Source organism: Pseudomonas sp. TZ252, from assembly GCF_056110345.1.
On sequence record NZ_CM148566.1, the window covers coordinates 4,170,264 to 4,183,447 of the forward strand.

The following is a 13,184-nucleotide window of genomic DNA, read 5'->3' on the forward strand; positions in this document are numbered from 1 at the left end:
GCATAAAAACCCGCCAAACCCTGCCCAGGAGTTCTCTCCATGTTGAAACGCTTCAGTCGTGTGCTCGCGGCTTCCGCCCTGCTCGCCGGCTCCCTTGCCGGGATGGCGCACGCCGACCAACCGGTGATCAATTTCGGGATCATCTCCACCGAGTCGTCGCAGAACCTCAAGAGCATCTGGGAACCCTTCCTCAAGGACATGAGCCAGCAGACCGGCTACCAGGTGAAGGCCTTCTTCGCCCCCGACTACGCCGGGATCATCCAGGGCATGCGTTTCGACAAGGTCGACATCGCCTGGTACGGCAACAAGGCCGCCATGGAAGCGGTGGATCGCGCCCACGGCGAGATCTTCGCCCAGACCGTCGCCGCCAGTGGCGCGCCGGGCTACTGGAGCCTGCTGATCGCCAACAAGGACAGCAAGATCGACAGCCTCGAGGACATGCTGGCGAACGCCAAGAGCCTGACCTTCGGCAACGGCGATCCGAACTCCACGTCCGGCTACCTGGTGCCCGGCTACTACGTGTTCGCCAAGAACAACGTCGACCCGGTCAAGGCCTTCAAGCGCACCCTCAATTCCAGCCATGAGGTCAACGCACTGGCGGTGGCCAACAAGCAGGTCGACGTCGCCACCTTCAATACCGAGGGCATGGAGCGCCTGGAATTGACCCAGCCGGAGAAGGCCAGGCAGCTCAAGGTGATCTGGAAGTCGCCGCTGATCCCGGGCGACCCGCTGGTGTGGCGCAACAACCTGAGCGACGAGCAGAAGAACAAGCTGCGCGACTTCTTCTTCAAGTACGGCGCCAACGCCGAGCAGAAGAAGGTCCTCGCCGACCTGCAATGGTCGAAGTTCCAGCCCTCCGACGACGACCAGTTGCTGCCGATCCGCCAGCTCGAGCTGTTCAAGCAGCGCACCGACGTGGCGAACAACGCCAACCTCGGCGCCGAGGAGAAGGCCGCCAAGCTGAAGGCCCTCGACGAGGAGCTGGCCAAGCTGGAGAAACGCATGGCCGAGCGCGAGCAGAAAACCGCCGCCAACGCCGGCTGATCCACCCCGGGCGCGGCCGGCGCCGCGCCCACCCGATTCGCCAATACCGCTGTCGAGATTCCCGATATGAGCACTCTGAGCACCACCGCCGCGGCGGCCGCCACCGGCAAGCCATCCTGGGGACGCCTGGTCGGCTGGGGCCTGTTCCTCGCCATCCTCGCCTGGTCCTGGAAGGGCGCGGAAATGAACCCGGCCGTGCTGTTCCGCGACGCCGGCAACATGGCGACCTTCGCCGCCGACTTCTTCCCGCCGGACTTCGGCAACTGGAAGCTCTACCTCAGCGAGATGCTGGTCACCGTGCAGATCGCCCTCTGGGGCACGGTGCTGGCCATCGTCTGCGCCATCCCGCTGTCGATCCTGGCCTCCGAGAACATCGTGCCCTGGTGGGTCTACCAGCCGGTGCGGCGGGTGATGGATGCCTGCCGTTCGATCAACGAGATGGTCTTCGCCATGCTCTTCGTGGTCGCCGTCGGCCTGGGCCCGTTCGCCGGCGTGCTGGCGCTGTTCATCAGCACCACCGGGGTGCTCGCCAAGCTCTTCGCCGAGGCGGTCGAGGCGATCGACCCCGGTCCGGTCGAAGGCGTCCGCGCCACCGGTGCCAGCGCCCTGCAGGAGGTCATCTTCGGGGTCATCCCGCAGGTCCTGCCGCTGTGGATCTCCTATTCGCTGTACCGCTTCGAGTCCAACGTGCGTTCCGCCACCGTGGTCGGGATGGTCGGCGCCGGCGGCATCGGCGTGATCCTCTGGGAGGCCATCCGCGGCTTCCAGTTCGGCCAGACCTGCGCCGTGCTGATCGTGATCATCGTGGTGGTGAGCCTGATCGACGTTCTGTCACAACGCCTGCGCAAGCTGTTCATCTGACGACGCGAGGAGGGCGCCTGGTGCGCCCTTTCCAAACCATGCACTTGTCTAGACAAAGCGAACCGCTGTACCGCGAACTGGCCGAACGGCTGCGCCAGGAACTGCTGGCCTACCGCCCCGGCGACTACCTGCCCGGCGAGATCCAGCTGGCCCAGCGCTTCGCGGTGAACCGCCATACCCTGCGCCGGGCGCTCGACGAACTGGTGCTCGAAGGCCGCGTGCTGCGGCGCCAGGGCAAGGGCACCCAGGTCCTGGAGGCGCCGACGATCTACCCGATGGGCGCCGCCAACGCCTACACCGAGTCGCTCTCGGCCCAGGGCCACCGGGTCGAGGCCCGGCTGCTGGAGGCGCGCCAGCGTCCGGCCGGCGCCGCCGAGGCCACCCACCTGGGGATCGGCGAGGGCGGGCGGGTGCTGGAACTGACCACCCTGCGTTACCTCGACGGCCAGCCAGTGAGCCTGATCCGCCATTGCTACGCCGTTTCCCGCAGCGAGCTGCTCGCCGACTACCAGGGCGGTTCGCTGCGTCGCTACCTGGCCGACAAAGGCCTGCCGCTGACCCGCACCTACAGCCTGATCGGTGCGCGCCTGCCCAATCGCGAGGAGGCGGCGCGCCTGCTGATGCCCCGCCATGCGCCGTTGCTCACCGTCCTCACCCTGTCCCGCGACCGTACCGGCCAACCGGTGGAACTGGCCCAGTCGATCAGCCGCGCCGATCGCTTCCAGTACCAGGTCGCCCCCTAGGAGAAGCCCATGACCGCCTTGCATTCCGATCCCACCATCGCCGCACGACAGCGCTGGATGGGCGTGCTCGCCCGCGCCCGTCGCGAGGAGCTGGACGCCCATGCGGACGCCCTGCGCGATGCCGACTATCACCTGCTGCGCGCCGCCGAGACCGGCATGACCCTGGTGCGCGGACGCATGGGCGGCACCGGCAGCCCGTTCAACCTCGGCGAGATGATCGTGACCCGCTGCGTGGTGCGGCTCGGTGACGGACGCACCGGCTACAGCTATGTCGCCGGGCGCGACAAGCGCCACGCCGAACTGGCCGCCCTGGCCGACGCGCACCTGCAGGGCGCCGACGCGGCGGCCTGGCAGGCGCGCCTGATCGAACCGCTGGCCCGCACCCAGGCCGAGCGCCGCGCCGCCCAGGAGGCGGAAATCGCCACTACCAAGGTGGAGTTCTTCACCCTGGTCCGAGGAGAAGATTGATGACCAGCGCTTCGCTTCCCAGCCCGGCGGATACCGCCGCGCTATTGCAACCGGCGTTCCAGGACCCGGTCCTGGATGCCCAGCGGAGTTTCCGCGCGGCGCTCAAGGCCCTCGCCGAACCGGGGCTGGTGCGCAACCTCGACCGCGCACCGGCGCTGGCCGCGTTGCAACCGGCCAGCTACGCGCTGTGCCTGAGCTTCCTCGACTCCGATACCCCGCTGTGGCTGGCGCCGGGTCTCGACAGCCCGACGTTGCGCGCCAACCTGGCCTTCCATTGCGGCTGCCCGATCGTCGCCGAGCGTGAGCAGGCGCTGTTCGCCTTGCTCGACGAAGGCGAGCTGGACGACCTGAGCGGCTTCGACAGCGGCAGCGACCGTTATCCGGACCAGTCCTGCACCCTGCTGATCCAGCTTGCCGGCCTCGATGGCGGCGCCTCGCTGGAGTGGCGCGGGCCGGGTATCGCCGAGGTGCGCCAGGTGGCGTTGCCGGTGAGCACCGGGTTCTGGGCGCAGCGTGCCGCACGCACCGAATTCCCCAGGGGCCTGGATGCCTTCTTCGCCGCTGGCGAGCGCATCCTCGGCCTGCCACGCAGTACCCGGGTCAGCGAACCCGTCGAGGAGGTGGCCTGATGTACGTAGCCGTCAAGGGTGGCGAGAAGGCCATCGACAACGCCCATCGCCTGCTGGCGCGCAAGCGCCGCGGCGATACCGCGCTGCCGGAGCTGTCGGTGGAGCAGATCCGCCAGCAGATGCCGCTGGCCGTGTCGCGGGTGATGACCGAGGGTTCGCTGTACGATGAGCAACTGGCGGCACTGGCGATCAAGCAGGCGGCCGGCGACCTGATGGAAGCGATCTTCCTTCTCCGCGCCTACCGCACCACGCTGCCGCGCTTCGCCGCCAGCCTGCCGCTGGACACCGCCGGGATGCGCCTGCAACGACGGATCTCGGCGACCTACAAGGACCTGCCGGGCGGGCAACTGCTCGGTCCGACCTTCGACTATACCCATCGCCTGCTCGACTTCAGCCTGCTCGCCGAGGGCGACTACCCCGGCCCCGAAGTGGAGCGGGGCGCGTCCCTGGAGCCTTGTCCGCGCGTGCTCGGCCTGCTCGACCGGGAAGGCCTGATGACGCCGGAGTACGAACTGCCCGGCGCGGTGCCGGATATCACCCGCGAGCCGCTCGACTTCCCCACCGGCCGCGCCCAGCGCCTGCAGGCCCTGGCCCGCGGCGACGAGGGCTTCCTTCTCGCCCTGGGCTATTCGACCCAGCGCGGCTACGGCCGCAACCATCCGTTCGCCGGGGAGATCCGCATCGGCGCCTGCGAGGTCTGGCTGGAGCCCGAGGAACTCGGCTTCGCGGTGCCGGTGGGCGAGATCGAGGTCACCGAGTGCGAGATGGTCAACCAGTTCGTCGGTTCCCGCGAGGAGCTGCCGCAATTCACCCGTGGCTACGGCCTGGCCTTCGGCTACGCCGAGCGCAAGGCGATGGGCATGGCCCTGGTCGACCGCGCCCTGCGCGCCGAGGAATACGGCGAGGAGGTGGTGTCGCCGGCGCAGCAGGAAGAGTTCGTCCTGATGCACTGCGACAACGTCGAGGCCGGTGGCTTCGTCTCGCACCTGAAGCTGCCGCACTACGTCGATTTCCAGTCCGAGCTGGAGCTGATTCGCAAGCTGCGTCGTCCCGGCGTCGCCGAATCCGCGCAACCCACTGTCCAGGAGAAGCGCGCATGAGCCTTTCCCCGCAAGCCAGCGCCGCGCCGGAGCAGGGCTACAACTTCGCCTACCTCGACGAGCAGACCAAGCGCATGATCCGCCGCGGCCTGCTCAAGGCGGTGGCGATCCCCGGCTACCAGGTGCCCTTCGGCGGCCGCGAGATGCCGCTGCCCTACGGCTGGGGCACCGGCGGCATGCAGGTGACCGCGGCCATCCTCGGTGCCGACGACGTGCTCAAGGTGATCGACCAGGGCGCCGACGACACCACCAACGCGGTATCCATCCGGCGTTTCTTCGCCCGCACCGCCGGGGTCGCCACCACCGAACGGACCCCGGAGGCGACGGTGATCCAGACCCGCCACCGGATACCGGAAACCGCCCTGAGCGGCGAGCAGATCATGGTCTACCAGGTGCCGATCCCCGAGCCGCTGCGCTTCATCGAGCCTTCCGAGGCGGAGACCCGGACCATGCATGCGCTCGACGACTACGGGGTGATGCACGTGAAGCTCTACGAGGACATCGCCACCTTCGGCCATATCGCCACCAGCTATGCCTACCCGGTTACGGTGGACGAGCGCTACGTGATGGATCCCTCGCCAATTCCCAAGTTCGACAACCCCAAGCTGGACATGAGCCCGGCGCTGATGCTGTTCGGCGCAGGTCGCGAGAAACGCCTGTACGCGGTGCCGCCGTTCACCCGGGTGGCGAGCCTGGACTTCGAGGACCACCCCTTCGAAGTCCAGCGCTGGGAAGAAAGCTGCGCCTTCTGCGGCAGCCACGAGTCCTACCTGGACGAACTGATCGTCGACGACCGTGGCGGCAAGCGCTTCGTCTGTTCCGACACCGATTACTGCACGCAGCGGCGTGCCTGCCAGGAAGAAGGGGAGGACGCGCAATGAACGCGGTCTGCGAATCCATCGATGCGAACCTCGACGCGCGCGACCGGCCGCTGCTCTCGGTGCGTGGCCTGACCCGCCTGTACGGGCCGGAAAAGGGCTGCCAGGAGGTCGACTTCGATCTCTACCCCGGCGAGGTGCTGGGCATCGTCGGTGAGTCCGGCTCGGGCAAGTCGACCCTGCTCTCGTTGCTCTCCGGGCGCTGTCCGCCGGACGCCGGCACGGTCGCCTACCGCGACGACGGCGACCGCTGGCTGGACCTCTACGCCGCCAGCGAAGCCGAGCGGCGCACCCTGCTGCGCACCGAGTGGGGCTTCGTCGAGCAGAACCCGCGCGACGGCCTGCGCATGGGCGTGTCCGCCGGCGCCAACATCGGCGAACGGTTGATGGCCCAGGGCGTGCGCCACTACGGTCGGCTGCGCCAGGCCGGGCTGGACTGGCTGGAACAGGTGGAGATCGATCCGCTGCGCATCGACGACCTGCCGCGAACCTTTTCCGGCGGCATGCAGCAGCGTCTGCAGATCGCCCGCAACCTGGTCTCGGCGCCACGCCTGGTGTTCATGGACGAACCCACCGGCGGCCTCGACGTGTCGGTGCAGGCGCGCCTGCTCGACCTGCTGCGCGGCCTGGTGCGCGAGCTGGACCTGGCGGTGGTGATCGTCACCCACGACCTGGCGGTGGCGCGCCTGCTCGCCGACCGCCTGATGGTCATGCGCCGTTCGCGGGTGGTGGAAGCCGGTCTCACCGACCAGATTCTCGACGACCCGCAGCATCCGTACACGCAATTGCTGGTGTCGTCGGTCCTGCAACCCTGAGCCGAAGCGTCGGCGCCGGTCCGCGCGACGGGCGCCCGGAGAAGTAGCGATGAACAACCTGATCGAGGTCCGCGACCTTAGCAAGACCTTCACCCTGCACCAGCAACAGGGCGTAGTGCTCAATGTGCTGCGCGGGCTCAACTTCAATGTCGCCGGCGGCGAATGCCTGGTGCTCCACGGACGCTCCGGCGCCGGCAAGAGCACCCTGCTGCGCACGCTCTACGGCAACTACCTGCCGGCCGGCGGCAGCATCCGCCTGCGCCACGCCGGCGACTGGCTGGAACTGGTCGGCGCCGAGCCTCGCGAGGTGCTCGCCGTGCGTCGCCAGACCCTCGGCTACGTCAGCCAGTTCCTGCGGGTGATCCCGCGGGTGGCGACCCTCGACGTGGTCATGGAGCCGGCCCTGGCCCGTGGCTGGAGCCGCGACAGCGCCGAACTGCGGGCGCGCAGCCTGCTGGCCCGGCTGAACATCCCGGAACGCCTCTGGCAACTGGCGCCGGGTACCTTTTCCGGCGGCGAGCAGCAACGCGTCAACATTGCCCGCGGCTTCATGGTCGAGTGGCCGATCCTGCTGCTCGACGAGCCGACCGCGTCCCTCGACGAAGCCAACCGCCAGGTAGTGCTGGAGCTGATCGGCGAAGCCAAGGCCGCTGGCGCCGCGTTGATCGGCATCTTCCACGACCGCGCCGCCCGCGAGGCGGTGGCCAGCCGCTACCTGGACATGAGCCAGGAGCTTTCCCGCCAGGAGCAAGCCCATGTCGTCTGAACGCGTTCTCAGCAATGCCCGGGTAGTCAGCGCCGAGCGGGTCTTCGTCGGCAGCGTGCTGCTGCGCGACGGCCTGATCGCCGCGGTCGACGAAGGCCGCAGCCACCTGGCCGGGGCCGAGGACCTGGGGGGCGACTACCTGCTGCCCGGTCTGGTCGAGCTGCACACCGACAACCTGGAGAAGCACATGACCCCGCGTCCCGGCGTCGACTGGCCATCGGCCTCGGCGGTGCTGGCGCACGACGCGCAGATCGTCGCCGCGGGAATCACCACGGTGTTCGACGCGCTGTCCATCGGCGACGTCAACCCCAAGGGCAAGCGCATGCAGCAGTTGCCGAAGATGCTCGAGGCCATCGGCGAGGCCGCCGCCAGCGGCGACGCGCGCGCCGACCATCGCCTGCACCTGCGTTGCGAGGTCAGCCATCCGCAGACGCTGGAGGTGTTCCGCGAACTGGTCGAGCATCCGCTGGTGCAACTGGTCTCGGTGATGGACCACGCCCCCGGCCAGCGCCAGTTCGCCAGGCTGGAGAAGTACCGCGAGTACTACCAGGGCAAGTACCACCTGAGCGATGCCGAGATGGACGCCTTCATCGTCGAGCAGGTAGCCAACTCCGAGCGCTACAGCGACGCCGCCCGTGCGGCCATCGTCGATGTCTGCCAGGGACGCGGCCTGTCGGTGGCCAGCCATGACGACGCGACCCTCGCGCATGTCCGCGAGTCGGCCGGCTACGGCATGGCCATCGCCGAGTTCCCGACCACCGTGGAGGCCGCCAGGGCCAGCCACGAGCACGGCCTGCAGGTGCTGATGGGCGCGCCCAACGTGGTCCGCGGCGGTTCCCACTCGGGCAACGTGGCGGCGGCGCAACTGGCGGGAATCGGCGTGCTGGATATCCTTTCCAGCGACTACTATCCGGCCAGCCTGCTGCATGCGGCCTTGCTGCTCGCCGGCGAGCACAGCGAGTATGATGCGATCCGCTACGACCTGCCGCGCGCGGTGGCGATGGTCAGCCGTACCCCGGCGCTGGCCGCCGGGCTGACCGATCGTGGCGAAATCCGCGTCGGCCTGCGCGCCGATCTGCTGCAGGCGCGGGCGCTCGGCAACAACCAGCCGGTGGTGCGTCAGGTCTGGCGCGGCGGGCAGAGAGTGTTCTGATGACAGGCAGACTGATTTATCTGATGGGGCCTTCCGGCTCGGGCAAGGACAGCCTGTTGCAGGCCGCGCGCGAGCCCCTGGCGCTGCGCGGCTGCCGTATCGTGCGGCGGGTGATCACGCGCTCCGCGGAAGCGGTGGGGGAGGACGCCCAGGCGGTGACTCCGGCGCAGTTCGACACCCTCGAGCGGGCCTCGGCGTTCGCCATGAGCTGGCGCGCGAACGGCCTTTGCTATGGCATTCCGGTGCAGATCGACGAGTGGCTGGCGCAGGGCTACGACGTGCTGGTGAACGGCTCGCGCGGCTACCTGGCGCAGGCCCGCCGGCGCTATCCGGATCTGCTCGCGGTCCTGCTCGGGGTGAAACCCGAGGTGCTGCGCCAGCGCCTGCTGGCGCGCGGCCGGGAAAGCCCCGAGGAAATCGAGGCGCGCCTGGCGCGTAACGCCGAGTTCGCCGCCGGCCTGGAGGGCCCGCTGTTCCAACTGGACAACTCCGGTGATCTCGACGACACGCTACGCACCCTCCTGGCCCGTCTCGGCAGCGACCGCGCATGCGCCTGACCCTGCTCGGCACCGGCGACGCCCGCCAGGTGCCGGTCTACGGTTGCGATTGCCCGGCCTGTCGCAACGCCCGCGCCGACGCCGGCCTGCGTCGCCGTCCCTGTAGCGCGCTGCTGGAGTGCGCCGGCCAGCGTTGGCTGATCGACAGCGGCCTGGTCGATCTCTGCGAGCGCTTCCCGCCCCATAGCCTCGATGGCATCCTCCAGACCCATTACCACGCCGACCACGCCCAGGGCCTGCTGCACCTGCGCTGGGGCCAGGGTCTGGTGATCCCGGTGCACGGCCCGGCCGACCCGGAGGGCCTCGCCGACCTCTACAAGCATCCGGGCATCCTCGATTTCAGCCAGCCCTTCGGCGCCTTCGAGCGGCGCCAGTGGGGCGCGCTGGCGGCGACCGCGTTGCCGCTGGTCCACTCGAAGCCAACCTTCGGCTACTTGCTGGAGGGGGCTTCCGAGGAGGGAACGATACGGCGCCTGGCCTACCTCACCGATACCGTCGGGCTGCCGGCGGACAGCGCCTCGCGATTGCTCGCGGCGCCGCTGGACCTGCTGGTGCTGGACTGCTCGATGCCGCCGCAGGAGCGGCCGCCGCGCAACCACAACGACCTCACGCGGGCATTGGAGTGCATCGACTCGCTGCGTCCCCGGCAGGCCGTGTTGACTCACGTCGGGCATACGCTGGACGCCTGGCTGCTGGACCACCCCGCTGCGTTGCCCGAAGGGGTGGAACTGGCGCGCGACGGCGTGTGCCTGCCGCTGTGAGTGACGCTGTAGCGCCCGGCAAAGCGCTGCGGGCGAAATCAGTCCAGGCTTGGATCGAAGCGGATTCGCCGACCTACCACCAGTGCAAACAGCAGCCATGCGCCGGAAATGCCCAGCAGACCCCAGGCGCACCAGGCGAGGAGGGTGGCCTCGGGCGGCAGGCTCAGCGCCAGGATCGCGCTGGCGATCACTACGAACAGAAGAATGACGGCGGATCGTGACATGGTTTCACTCCCGGAGCCCTCTCCGTCGGGCTCGCTGTTCCTTGTGCCGGCTCAGTGGCGCCGAGGTTCCGTGGCGCCCTTGTCGCTCAGCGGAAGCTTCGCTGGATATTCGTCTCCTCCGCGCTCTATCAGCCAGAGCAGCCCGTAGACGCCGACCGAAAGGGCCAGGGCGGTCAGCGGCAAAGCCAGGATCCACATGTTCTTTCTCCCTTTCCGCCCGCCAGCATCCCGGGGACCTGTGCGGCGGTGTAGCGTCGTTGGATGCCGGTCTCCCGGCGCTTGCTTCGTCAGAATGTCCAGGCCTGTTCGTCGGCCGCGGTCACCAGCGCCGTGCCGCGCTCGTCCTCGCCTACGGTGACGATGCGCGGGGATTCGTCGGGCGCCTGGATCACCAGTTGTTGCGCAGCGGGTGCCCACTGCGGCGTTGCGTTGCTGTCCAGCACTACCGGCCTTTCGCCGTTGCGTTCCTGCGTCCTGTCCTCGTCGCCCAGTGCGCTGTTCTGGAAGACTACGAGAGCCAGCAGGGAAAGAAGTCCGGTGCCGACCAGGTTGCGTGAGCTGCTCATGTTCACCTCCATTTCGTAGCTTTGCCAGGCAGATGGCCAAGGTTTGATCCTGAGGGTCTTGTAGCAGCGGTTGTGCCAACTTTTTTCTATAAAAAATCCTTTTAAATCAATGAATTATATATGTGCCTGAGACTCTCTCGCATGCACTTTGCACGGATGGGCATTTTACCGGTTGCAAAATGCATGATGATGTCAGCCCAGATGCAGCGCCAGGCTTACGCCGTGGCTGGTGAACCCTAGCGCGGCATAGAAGCGCTGCGCGGTTTCCCGGTCCTGGTGGCTGGAAAGCGCCAGTTTGTAGCAGCCCCAACTGCGCGCGCGCTCCACGGCCCGGCCGATCAGTTCGCGGCCTACGCCCTGGCCGCGGGCGTGGCGGTCGACCACCATGTCTTCGAGAATCGCCGAGCGGGCGAAATCGTGCGCCAGGTGTTCGATCAGATGCAGGGTGCAGGTGCCGAGCAGGCGCTCGCCGCGCTCGGCCACCAGGGTGACCCGGTCGCCGCGCGGTCGTTGCAGCTGGATGGCCAGCAACGCCGGGTCCGGGCGCGGATCGGCGCTACCGAGTTGCTGTAGCAGCAACGACAGGCGCGGCGCGTCGTGCTCGCTGGCGATCCGCACGTCGAAGCTGGCGAAGGGGGAGTCCGGTATCCGCGGCTGGCGCGGAGCGTCCGGCAGGTCCTGTGCGGCGGGAATGGCGACGGTCTGGTTCATGCTGCACCTCCAGGGTTGCGGAAAATTATGCGCAGCCGTGGTGGCAGTGGCATGACAAACGCTTTCTCTGCCGTTAACATGCCGCCCGGACGCGGCGCACCGCTCACCATGTCCGGCGTGTCCCGGTAGCTCAATTGGATAGAGCATCCCCCTCCTAAGGGGAAGGTTGGAGGTTCGACCCCTCTCCGGGACGCCATTTCATGCTCTGCTCCAGCTTCCCTCGCCGCTTCGCCAGTCCGCTTGCCGTCACTTTCTCCGATAGCTTTTCTTGCCGCCCGGCGTCAGGCAGTACACCCCTCCGCGCGGGCCCGTGCAGAACGAGCCGCTGCCACAGGCACAGCCCTGCGTCGTGCCTTGCAGACGCTGTACGGCGGGTTGTCCGGTACGTCCGCCGGCGTTGCCGAAGTAGGCCGCGCAACTGCGCTTCGAGGCGCTGATGGAGCCGTCGTTGCAGAGGAAGATATCGCCGTCGCAACCGGCGATACCGCCTTTCTTTCCCGAGCAGGGGCTATTGGCGGCCAGCGCCGGAAGTGCGCAGACCGACAGGAGGAAGAGGGCGATCGAGGCGAAGAGTCCGAATTTCATTGGCGAAGCTTCCGTGCGAATGATGGCTGCATGCTATCTCAGGCGCGCGCCGTGCGCTTTCGCGAGCGCGCCGATTACATGGCCTTACCCGAGCCTTGACAGCTCCTTCCGACGGGGCTTATAAGTGGCGCCATCAGGTCGTGCGCATCAGCGTCGATGTCGCGGGACCGAACCTAACGCATACGCACAGAGCAAATGGGCTCTCCCGGGGTTACCCGGGAGGGCCTTTTTTCGTCCCGAAAAAATAACAACAAGAGGTGATACCCATGCGTCACGGCGATATTTCCAGCAGCAACGACACCGTCGGAGTGGCGGTGGTCAACTACAAGATGCCGCGCCTGCACACCGCGGCGGAGGTCCTGGACAACGCCCGGAAGATCGCCGACATGATCGTTGGCATGAAGCAGGGCCTGCCCGGCATGGACCTGGTGGTGTTCCCCGAGTACAGCCTGCAGGGCATCATGTACGATCCGGCGGAGATGATGGAAACCGCGGTGGCGATCCCCGGCGAGGAAACCGAGATATTCTCCCGCGCCTGCCGCAAGGCCAACGTCTGGGGCGTATTCTCCCTCACCGGCGAACGGCACGAGGAGCATCCGCGCAAGGCGCCGTACAACACCCTGGTGCTGATCGACAACAACGGCGAGATCGTCCAGAAGTACCGCAAGATCCTTCCCTGGTGCCCCATCGAGGGCTGGTATCCCGGTGGCCAGACCTACGTCAGCGAAGGGCCGAAGGGCATGAAGATCAGCCTGATCATCTGCGACGACGGCAACTACCCGGAAATCTGGCGCGACTGCGCGATGAAGGGCGCCGAGCTGATCGTGCGCTGCCAGGGCTACATGTATCCGGCCAAGGACCAGCAGGTGATGATGGCCAAGGCCATGGCCTGGGCCAACAACTGCTATGTGGCGGTGGCCAACGCCGCCGGCTTCGACGGCGTGTATTCCTACTTCGGCCACTCGGCGATCATCGGCTTCGACGGTCGTACCCTCGGTGAGTGCGGCGAGGAGGAAATGGGTATCCAGTACGCCCAGCTGTCGCTTTCGCAGATCCGCGATGCGCGCGCCAACGATCAGTCGCAGAACCACCTGTTCAAGATCCTCCACCGCGGCTACAGCGGCTTGCAGGCGTCCGGCGATGGCGACCGGGGCCTGGCGGAGTGTCCGTTCGAGTTCTACCGCACCTGGGTCACCGACGCCGAGAAGGCGCGCGAGAATGTCGAGCGACTGACCCGCTCGACTACCGGTGTGGCGCAATGTCCGGTCGGCCGGCTGCCCTCCGAGGGACTGGAGAAGGAGGCCTGACGGCACCGGCGTGCCG

At 67.7% G+C, this 13,184-nt stretch carries 18 protein-coding genes and 1 tRNA gene; 14 read left to right on the forward strand and 5 right to left on the reverse strand.

Going from position 1 to position 13,184, the window contains the following annotated elements:
• Positions 1-39 precede the first annotated feature (39 nt).
• From phnD to phnP, 12 genes are all read left to right on the forward strand, one after another.
• Positions 40-1,044 carry a phosphonate ABC transporter substrate-binding protein gene (gene phnD, locus ACYAF3_RS19290; RefSeq protein ID WP_003113119.1) on the forward strand — a complete coding sequence of 335 codons (1,005 nt, stop codon included), beginning with the start codon at positions 40-42 and terminating at the stop codon, positions 1,042-1,044.
• A 66-nt stretch (positions 1,045-1,110) separates the two neighbouring features.
• Positions 1,111-1,905 (forward strand): phosphonate ABC transporter, permease protein PhnE, encoded by a 795-nt coding sequence (phnE, locus tag ACYAF3_RS19295; RefSeq protein ID WP_003091793.1) that lies wholly within the window; start codon positions 1,111-1,113, stop codon positions 1,903-1,905.
• Between the two features lie 20 nt (positions 1,906-1,925).
• Positions 1,926-2,648, forward strand: coding sequence for a phosphonate metabolism transcriptional regulator PhnF (gene phnF / locus ACYAF3_RS19300; RefSeq protein WP_003091792.1), 723 nt, complete (start codon positions 1,926-1,928; stop codon positions 2,646-2,648).
• A 9-nt stretch (positions 2,649-2,657) separates the two neighbouring features.
• The gene (gene phnG / locus ACYAF3_RS19305) at positions 2,658-3,116 is read left to right on the forward strand and encodes a phosphonate C-P lyase system protein PhnG (protein ID WP_003122223.1); all 459 of its coding nucleotides are present in this window, start codon (positions 2,658-2,660) and stop codon (positions 3,114-3,116) included.
• A complete protein-coding gene (gene phnH / locus ACYAF3_RS19310) occupies positions 3,116-3,745 on the forward strand; it encodes a phosphonate C-P lyase system protein PhnH (protein ID WP_003098698.1) in 630 nt (209 codons plus the stop codon). The genes phnG and phnH overlap by 1 nt, the downstream gene beginning before the upstream one ends.
• On the forward strand, positions 3,745-4,845 hold the full coding sequence (locus ACYAF3_RS19315; RefSeq protein ID WP_003091786.1) for a carbon-phosphorus lyase complex subunit: 1,101 nt from the start codon (positions 3,745-3,747) through the stop codon (positions 4,843-4,845). The genes phnH and ACYAF3_RS19315 overlap by 1 nt, the downstream gene beginning before the upstream one ends.
• Positions 4,842-5,726 carry an alpha-D-ribose 1-methylphosphonate 5-phosphate C-P-lyase PhnJ gene (locus ACYAF3_RS19320; RefSeq protein WP_003098700.1) on the forward strand — a complete coding sequence of 295 codons (885 nt, stop codon included), beginning with the start codon at positions 4,842-4,844 and terminating at the stop codon, positions 5,724-5,726. Before ACYAF3_RS19315 ends, ACYAF3_RS19320 begins: the two co-directional genes overlap by 4 nt.
• Positions 5,723-6,538, forward strand: coding sequence for a phosphonate C-P lyase system protein PhnK (phnK, locus tag ACYAF3_RS19325; RefSeq protein ID WP_003098701.1), 816 nt, complete (start codon positions 5,723-5,725; stop codon positions 6,536-6,538). The genes ACYAF3_RS19320 and phnK overlap by 4 nt, the downstream gene beginning before the upstream one ends.
• Positions 6,539-6,587: 49 nt before the next feature.
• Positions 6,588-7,304, forward strand: coding sequence for a phosphonate C-P lyase system protein PhnL (gene phnL, locus ACYAF3_RS19330; protein ID WP_003098702.1), 717 nt, complete (start codon positions 6,588-6,590; stop codon positions 7,302-7,304).
• Positions 7,294-8,457, forward strand: coding sequence for an alpha-D-ribose 1-methylphosphonate 5-triphosphate diphosphatase (locus ACYAF3_RS19335; protein WP_003091776.1), 1,164 nt, complete (start codon positions 7,294-7,296; stop codon positions 8,455-8,457). Before phnL ends, ACYAF3_RS19335 begins: the two co-directional genes overlap by 11 nt.
• Positions 8,457-9,014 (forward strand): phosphonate metabolism protein/1,5-bisphosphokinase (PRPP-forming) PhnN, encoded by a 558-nt coding sequence (phnN, locus tag ACYAF3_RS19340; RefSeq protein ID WP_003098703.1) that lies wholly within the window; start codon positions 8,457-8,459, stop codon positions 9,012-9,014. The genes ACYAF3_RS19335 and phnN overlap by 1 nt, the downstream gene beginning before the upstream one ends.
• The gene (gene phnP, locus ACYAF3_RS19345; protein WP_003098705.1) at positions 9,005-9,775 is read left to right on the forward strand and encodes a phosphonate metabolism protein PhnP; all 771 of its coding nucleotides are present in this window, start codon (positions 9,005-9,007) and stop codon (positions 9,773-9,775) included. Before phnN ends, phnP begins: the two co-directional genes overlap by 10 nt.
• 38 nt (positions 9,776-9,813) lie before the next feature.
• On the opposite strand, the gene ACYAF3_RS19350 is transcribed toward phnP, so the two are convergent.
• The 4 genes from ACYAF3_RS19350 to ACYAF3_RS19365 form a co-directional block, all read right to left on the reverse strand.
• Positions 9,814-9,999, reverse strand: a complete 186-nt coding sequence (locus tag ACYAF3_RS19350; RefSeq protein WP_003098706.1) for a PA3371 family protein — start codon at positions 9,997-9,999, stop codon at positions 9,814-9,816.
• A 51-nt stretch (positions 10,000-10,050) separates the two neighbouring features.
• Positions 10,051-10,197 carry a hypothetical protein gene (locus ACYAF3_RS19355; RefSeq protein ID WP_003091766.1) on the reverse strand — a complete coding sequence of 49 codons (147 nt, stop codon included), beginning with the start codon at positions 10,195-10,197 and terminating at the stop codon, positions 10,051-10,053.
• An 89-nt stretch (positions 10,198-10,286) separates the two neighbouring features.
• On the reverse strand, positions 10,287-10,565 hold the full coding sequence (locus ACYAF3_RS19360) for a hypothetical protein (RefSeq protein ID WP_003113127.1): 279 nt from the start codon (positions 10,563-10,565) through the stop codon (positions 10,287-10,289).
• 192 nt (positions 10,566-10,757) lie between these two features.
• On the reverse strand, positions 10,758-11,276 hold the full coding sequence (locus ACYAF3_RS19365; RefSeq protein ID WP_003091762.1) for a GNAT family N-acetyltransferase: 519 nt from the start codon (positions 11,274-11,276) through the stop codon (positions 10,758-10,760).
• Positions 11,277-11,395: 119 nt separating this feature from the next.
• Here ACYAF3_RS19365 and ACYAF3_RS19370 point away from each other — a divergent pair.
• Positions 11,396-11,472: transfer RNA gene (locus ACYAF3_RS19370), tRNA-Arg, on the forward strand.
• Between the two features lie 50 nt (positions 11,473-11,522).
• Here ACYAF3_RS19370 and ACYAF3_RS19375 read toward each other — a convergent pair.
• Complete coding sequence (locus ACYAF3_RS19375; protein WP_003109297.1) at positions 11,523-11,861, reverse strand: YdcA family protein; 339 nt, start codon at positions 11,859-11,861, stop codon at positions 11,523-11,525.
• 266 nt (positions 11,862-12,127) lie between these two features.
• Here ACYAF3_RS19375 and ACYAF3_RS19380 point away from each other — a divergent pair, with 266 nt between their 5' ends.
• On the forward strand, positions 12,128-13,168 hold the full coding sequence (locus ACYAF3_RS19380; protein ID WP_128669426.1) for an aliphatic amidase: 1,041 nt from the start codon (positions 12,128-12,130) through the stop codon (positions 13,166-13,168).
• Positions 13,169-13,184: the final 16 nt, after the last annotated feature.

What these genes read in the sequence shown, in the direction of transcription:
- ACYAF3_RS19350 (WP_003098706.1), bottom strand. Translation starts at nt 9,999, where the DNA reads ATGTCACGATCCGCCGTCATTCTTCTGTTCGTAGTGATCGCCAGCGCG.
- phnD (WP_003113119.1), top strand. Translation starts at nt 40, where the DNA reads ATGTTGAAACGCTTCAGTCGTGTGCTCGCGGCTTCCGCCCTGCTCGCC.
- phnG (WP_003122223.1), top strand. Translation starts at nt 2,658, where the DNA reads ATGACCGCCTTGCATTCCGATCCCACCATCGCCGCACGACAGCGCTGG.
- ACYAF3_RS19360 (WP_003113127.1), bottom strand. Translation starts at nt 10,565, where the DNA reads ATGAGCAGCTCACGCAACCTGGTCGGCACCGGACTTCTTTCCCTGCTG.
- phnH (WP_003098698.1), top strand. Translation starts at nt 3,116, where the DNA reads ATGACCAGCGCTTCGCTTCCCAGCCCGGCGGATACCGCCGCGCTATTG.
- ACYAF3_RS19335 (WP_003091776.1), top strand. Translation starts at nt 7,294, where the DNA reads ATGTCGTCTGAACGCGTTCTCAGCAATGCCCGGGTAGTCAGCGCCGAG.
- phnL (WP_003098702.1), top strand. Translation starts at nt 6,588, where the DNA reads ATGAACAACCTGATCGAGGTCCGCGACCTTAGCAAGACCTTCACCCTG.
- phnN (WP_003098703.1), top strand. Translation starts at nt 8,457, where the DNA reads ATGACAGGCAGACTGATTTATCTGATGGGGCCTTCCGGCTCGGGCAAG.
- ACYAF3_RS19380 (WP_128669426.1), top strand. Translation starts at nt 12,128, where the DNA reads ATGCGTCACGGCGATATTTCCAGCAGCAACGACACCGTCGGAGTGGCG.
- ACYAF3_RS19320 (WP_003098700.1), top strand. Translation starts at nt 4,842, where the DNA reads ATGAGCCTTTCCCCGCAAGCCAGCGCCGCGCCGGAGCAGGGCTACAAC.
- ACYAF3_RS19315 (WP_003091786.1), top strand. Translation starts at nt 3,745, where the DNA reads ATGTACGTAGCCGTCAAGGGTGGCGAGAAGGCCATCGACAACGCCCAT.
- ACYAF3_RS19365 (WP_003091762.1), bottom strand. Translation starts at nt 11,276, where the DNA reads ATGAACCAGACCGTCGCCATTCCCGCCGCACAGGACCTGCCGGACGCT.
- phnE (WP_003091793.1), top strand. Translation starts at nt 1,111, where the DNA reads ATGAGCACTCTGAGCACCACCGCCGCGGCGGCCGCCACCGGCAAGCCA.
- ACYAF3_RS19355 (WP_003091766.1), bottom strand. Translation starts at nt 10,197, where the DNA reads ATGTGGATCCTGGCTTTGCCGCTGACCGCCCTGGCCCTTTCGGTCGGC.
- phnK (WP_003098701.1), top strand. Translation starts at nt 5,723, where the DNA reads ATGAACGCGGTCTGCGAATCCATCGATGCGAACCTCGACGCGCGCGAC.
- phnP (WP_003098705.1), top strand. Translation starts at nt 9,005, where the DNA reads ATGCGCCTGACCCTGCTCGGCACCGGCGACGCCCGCCAGGTGCCGGTC.
- ACYAF3_RS19375 (WP_003109297.1), bottom strand. Translation starts at nt 11,861, where the DNA reads ATGAAATTCGGACTCTTCGCCTCGATCGCCCTCTTCCTCCTGTCGGTC.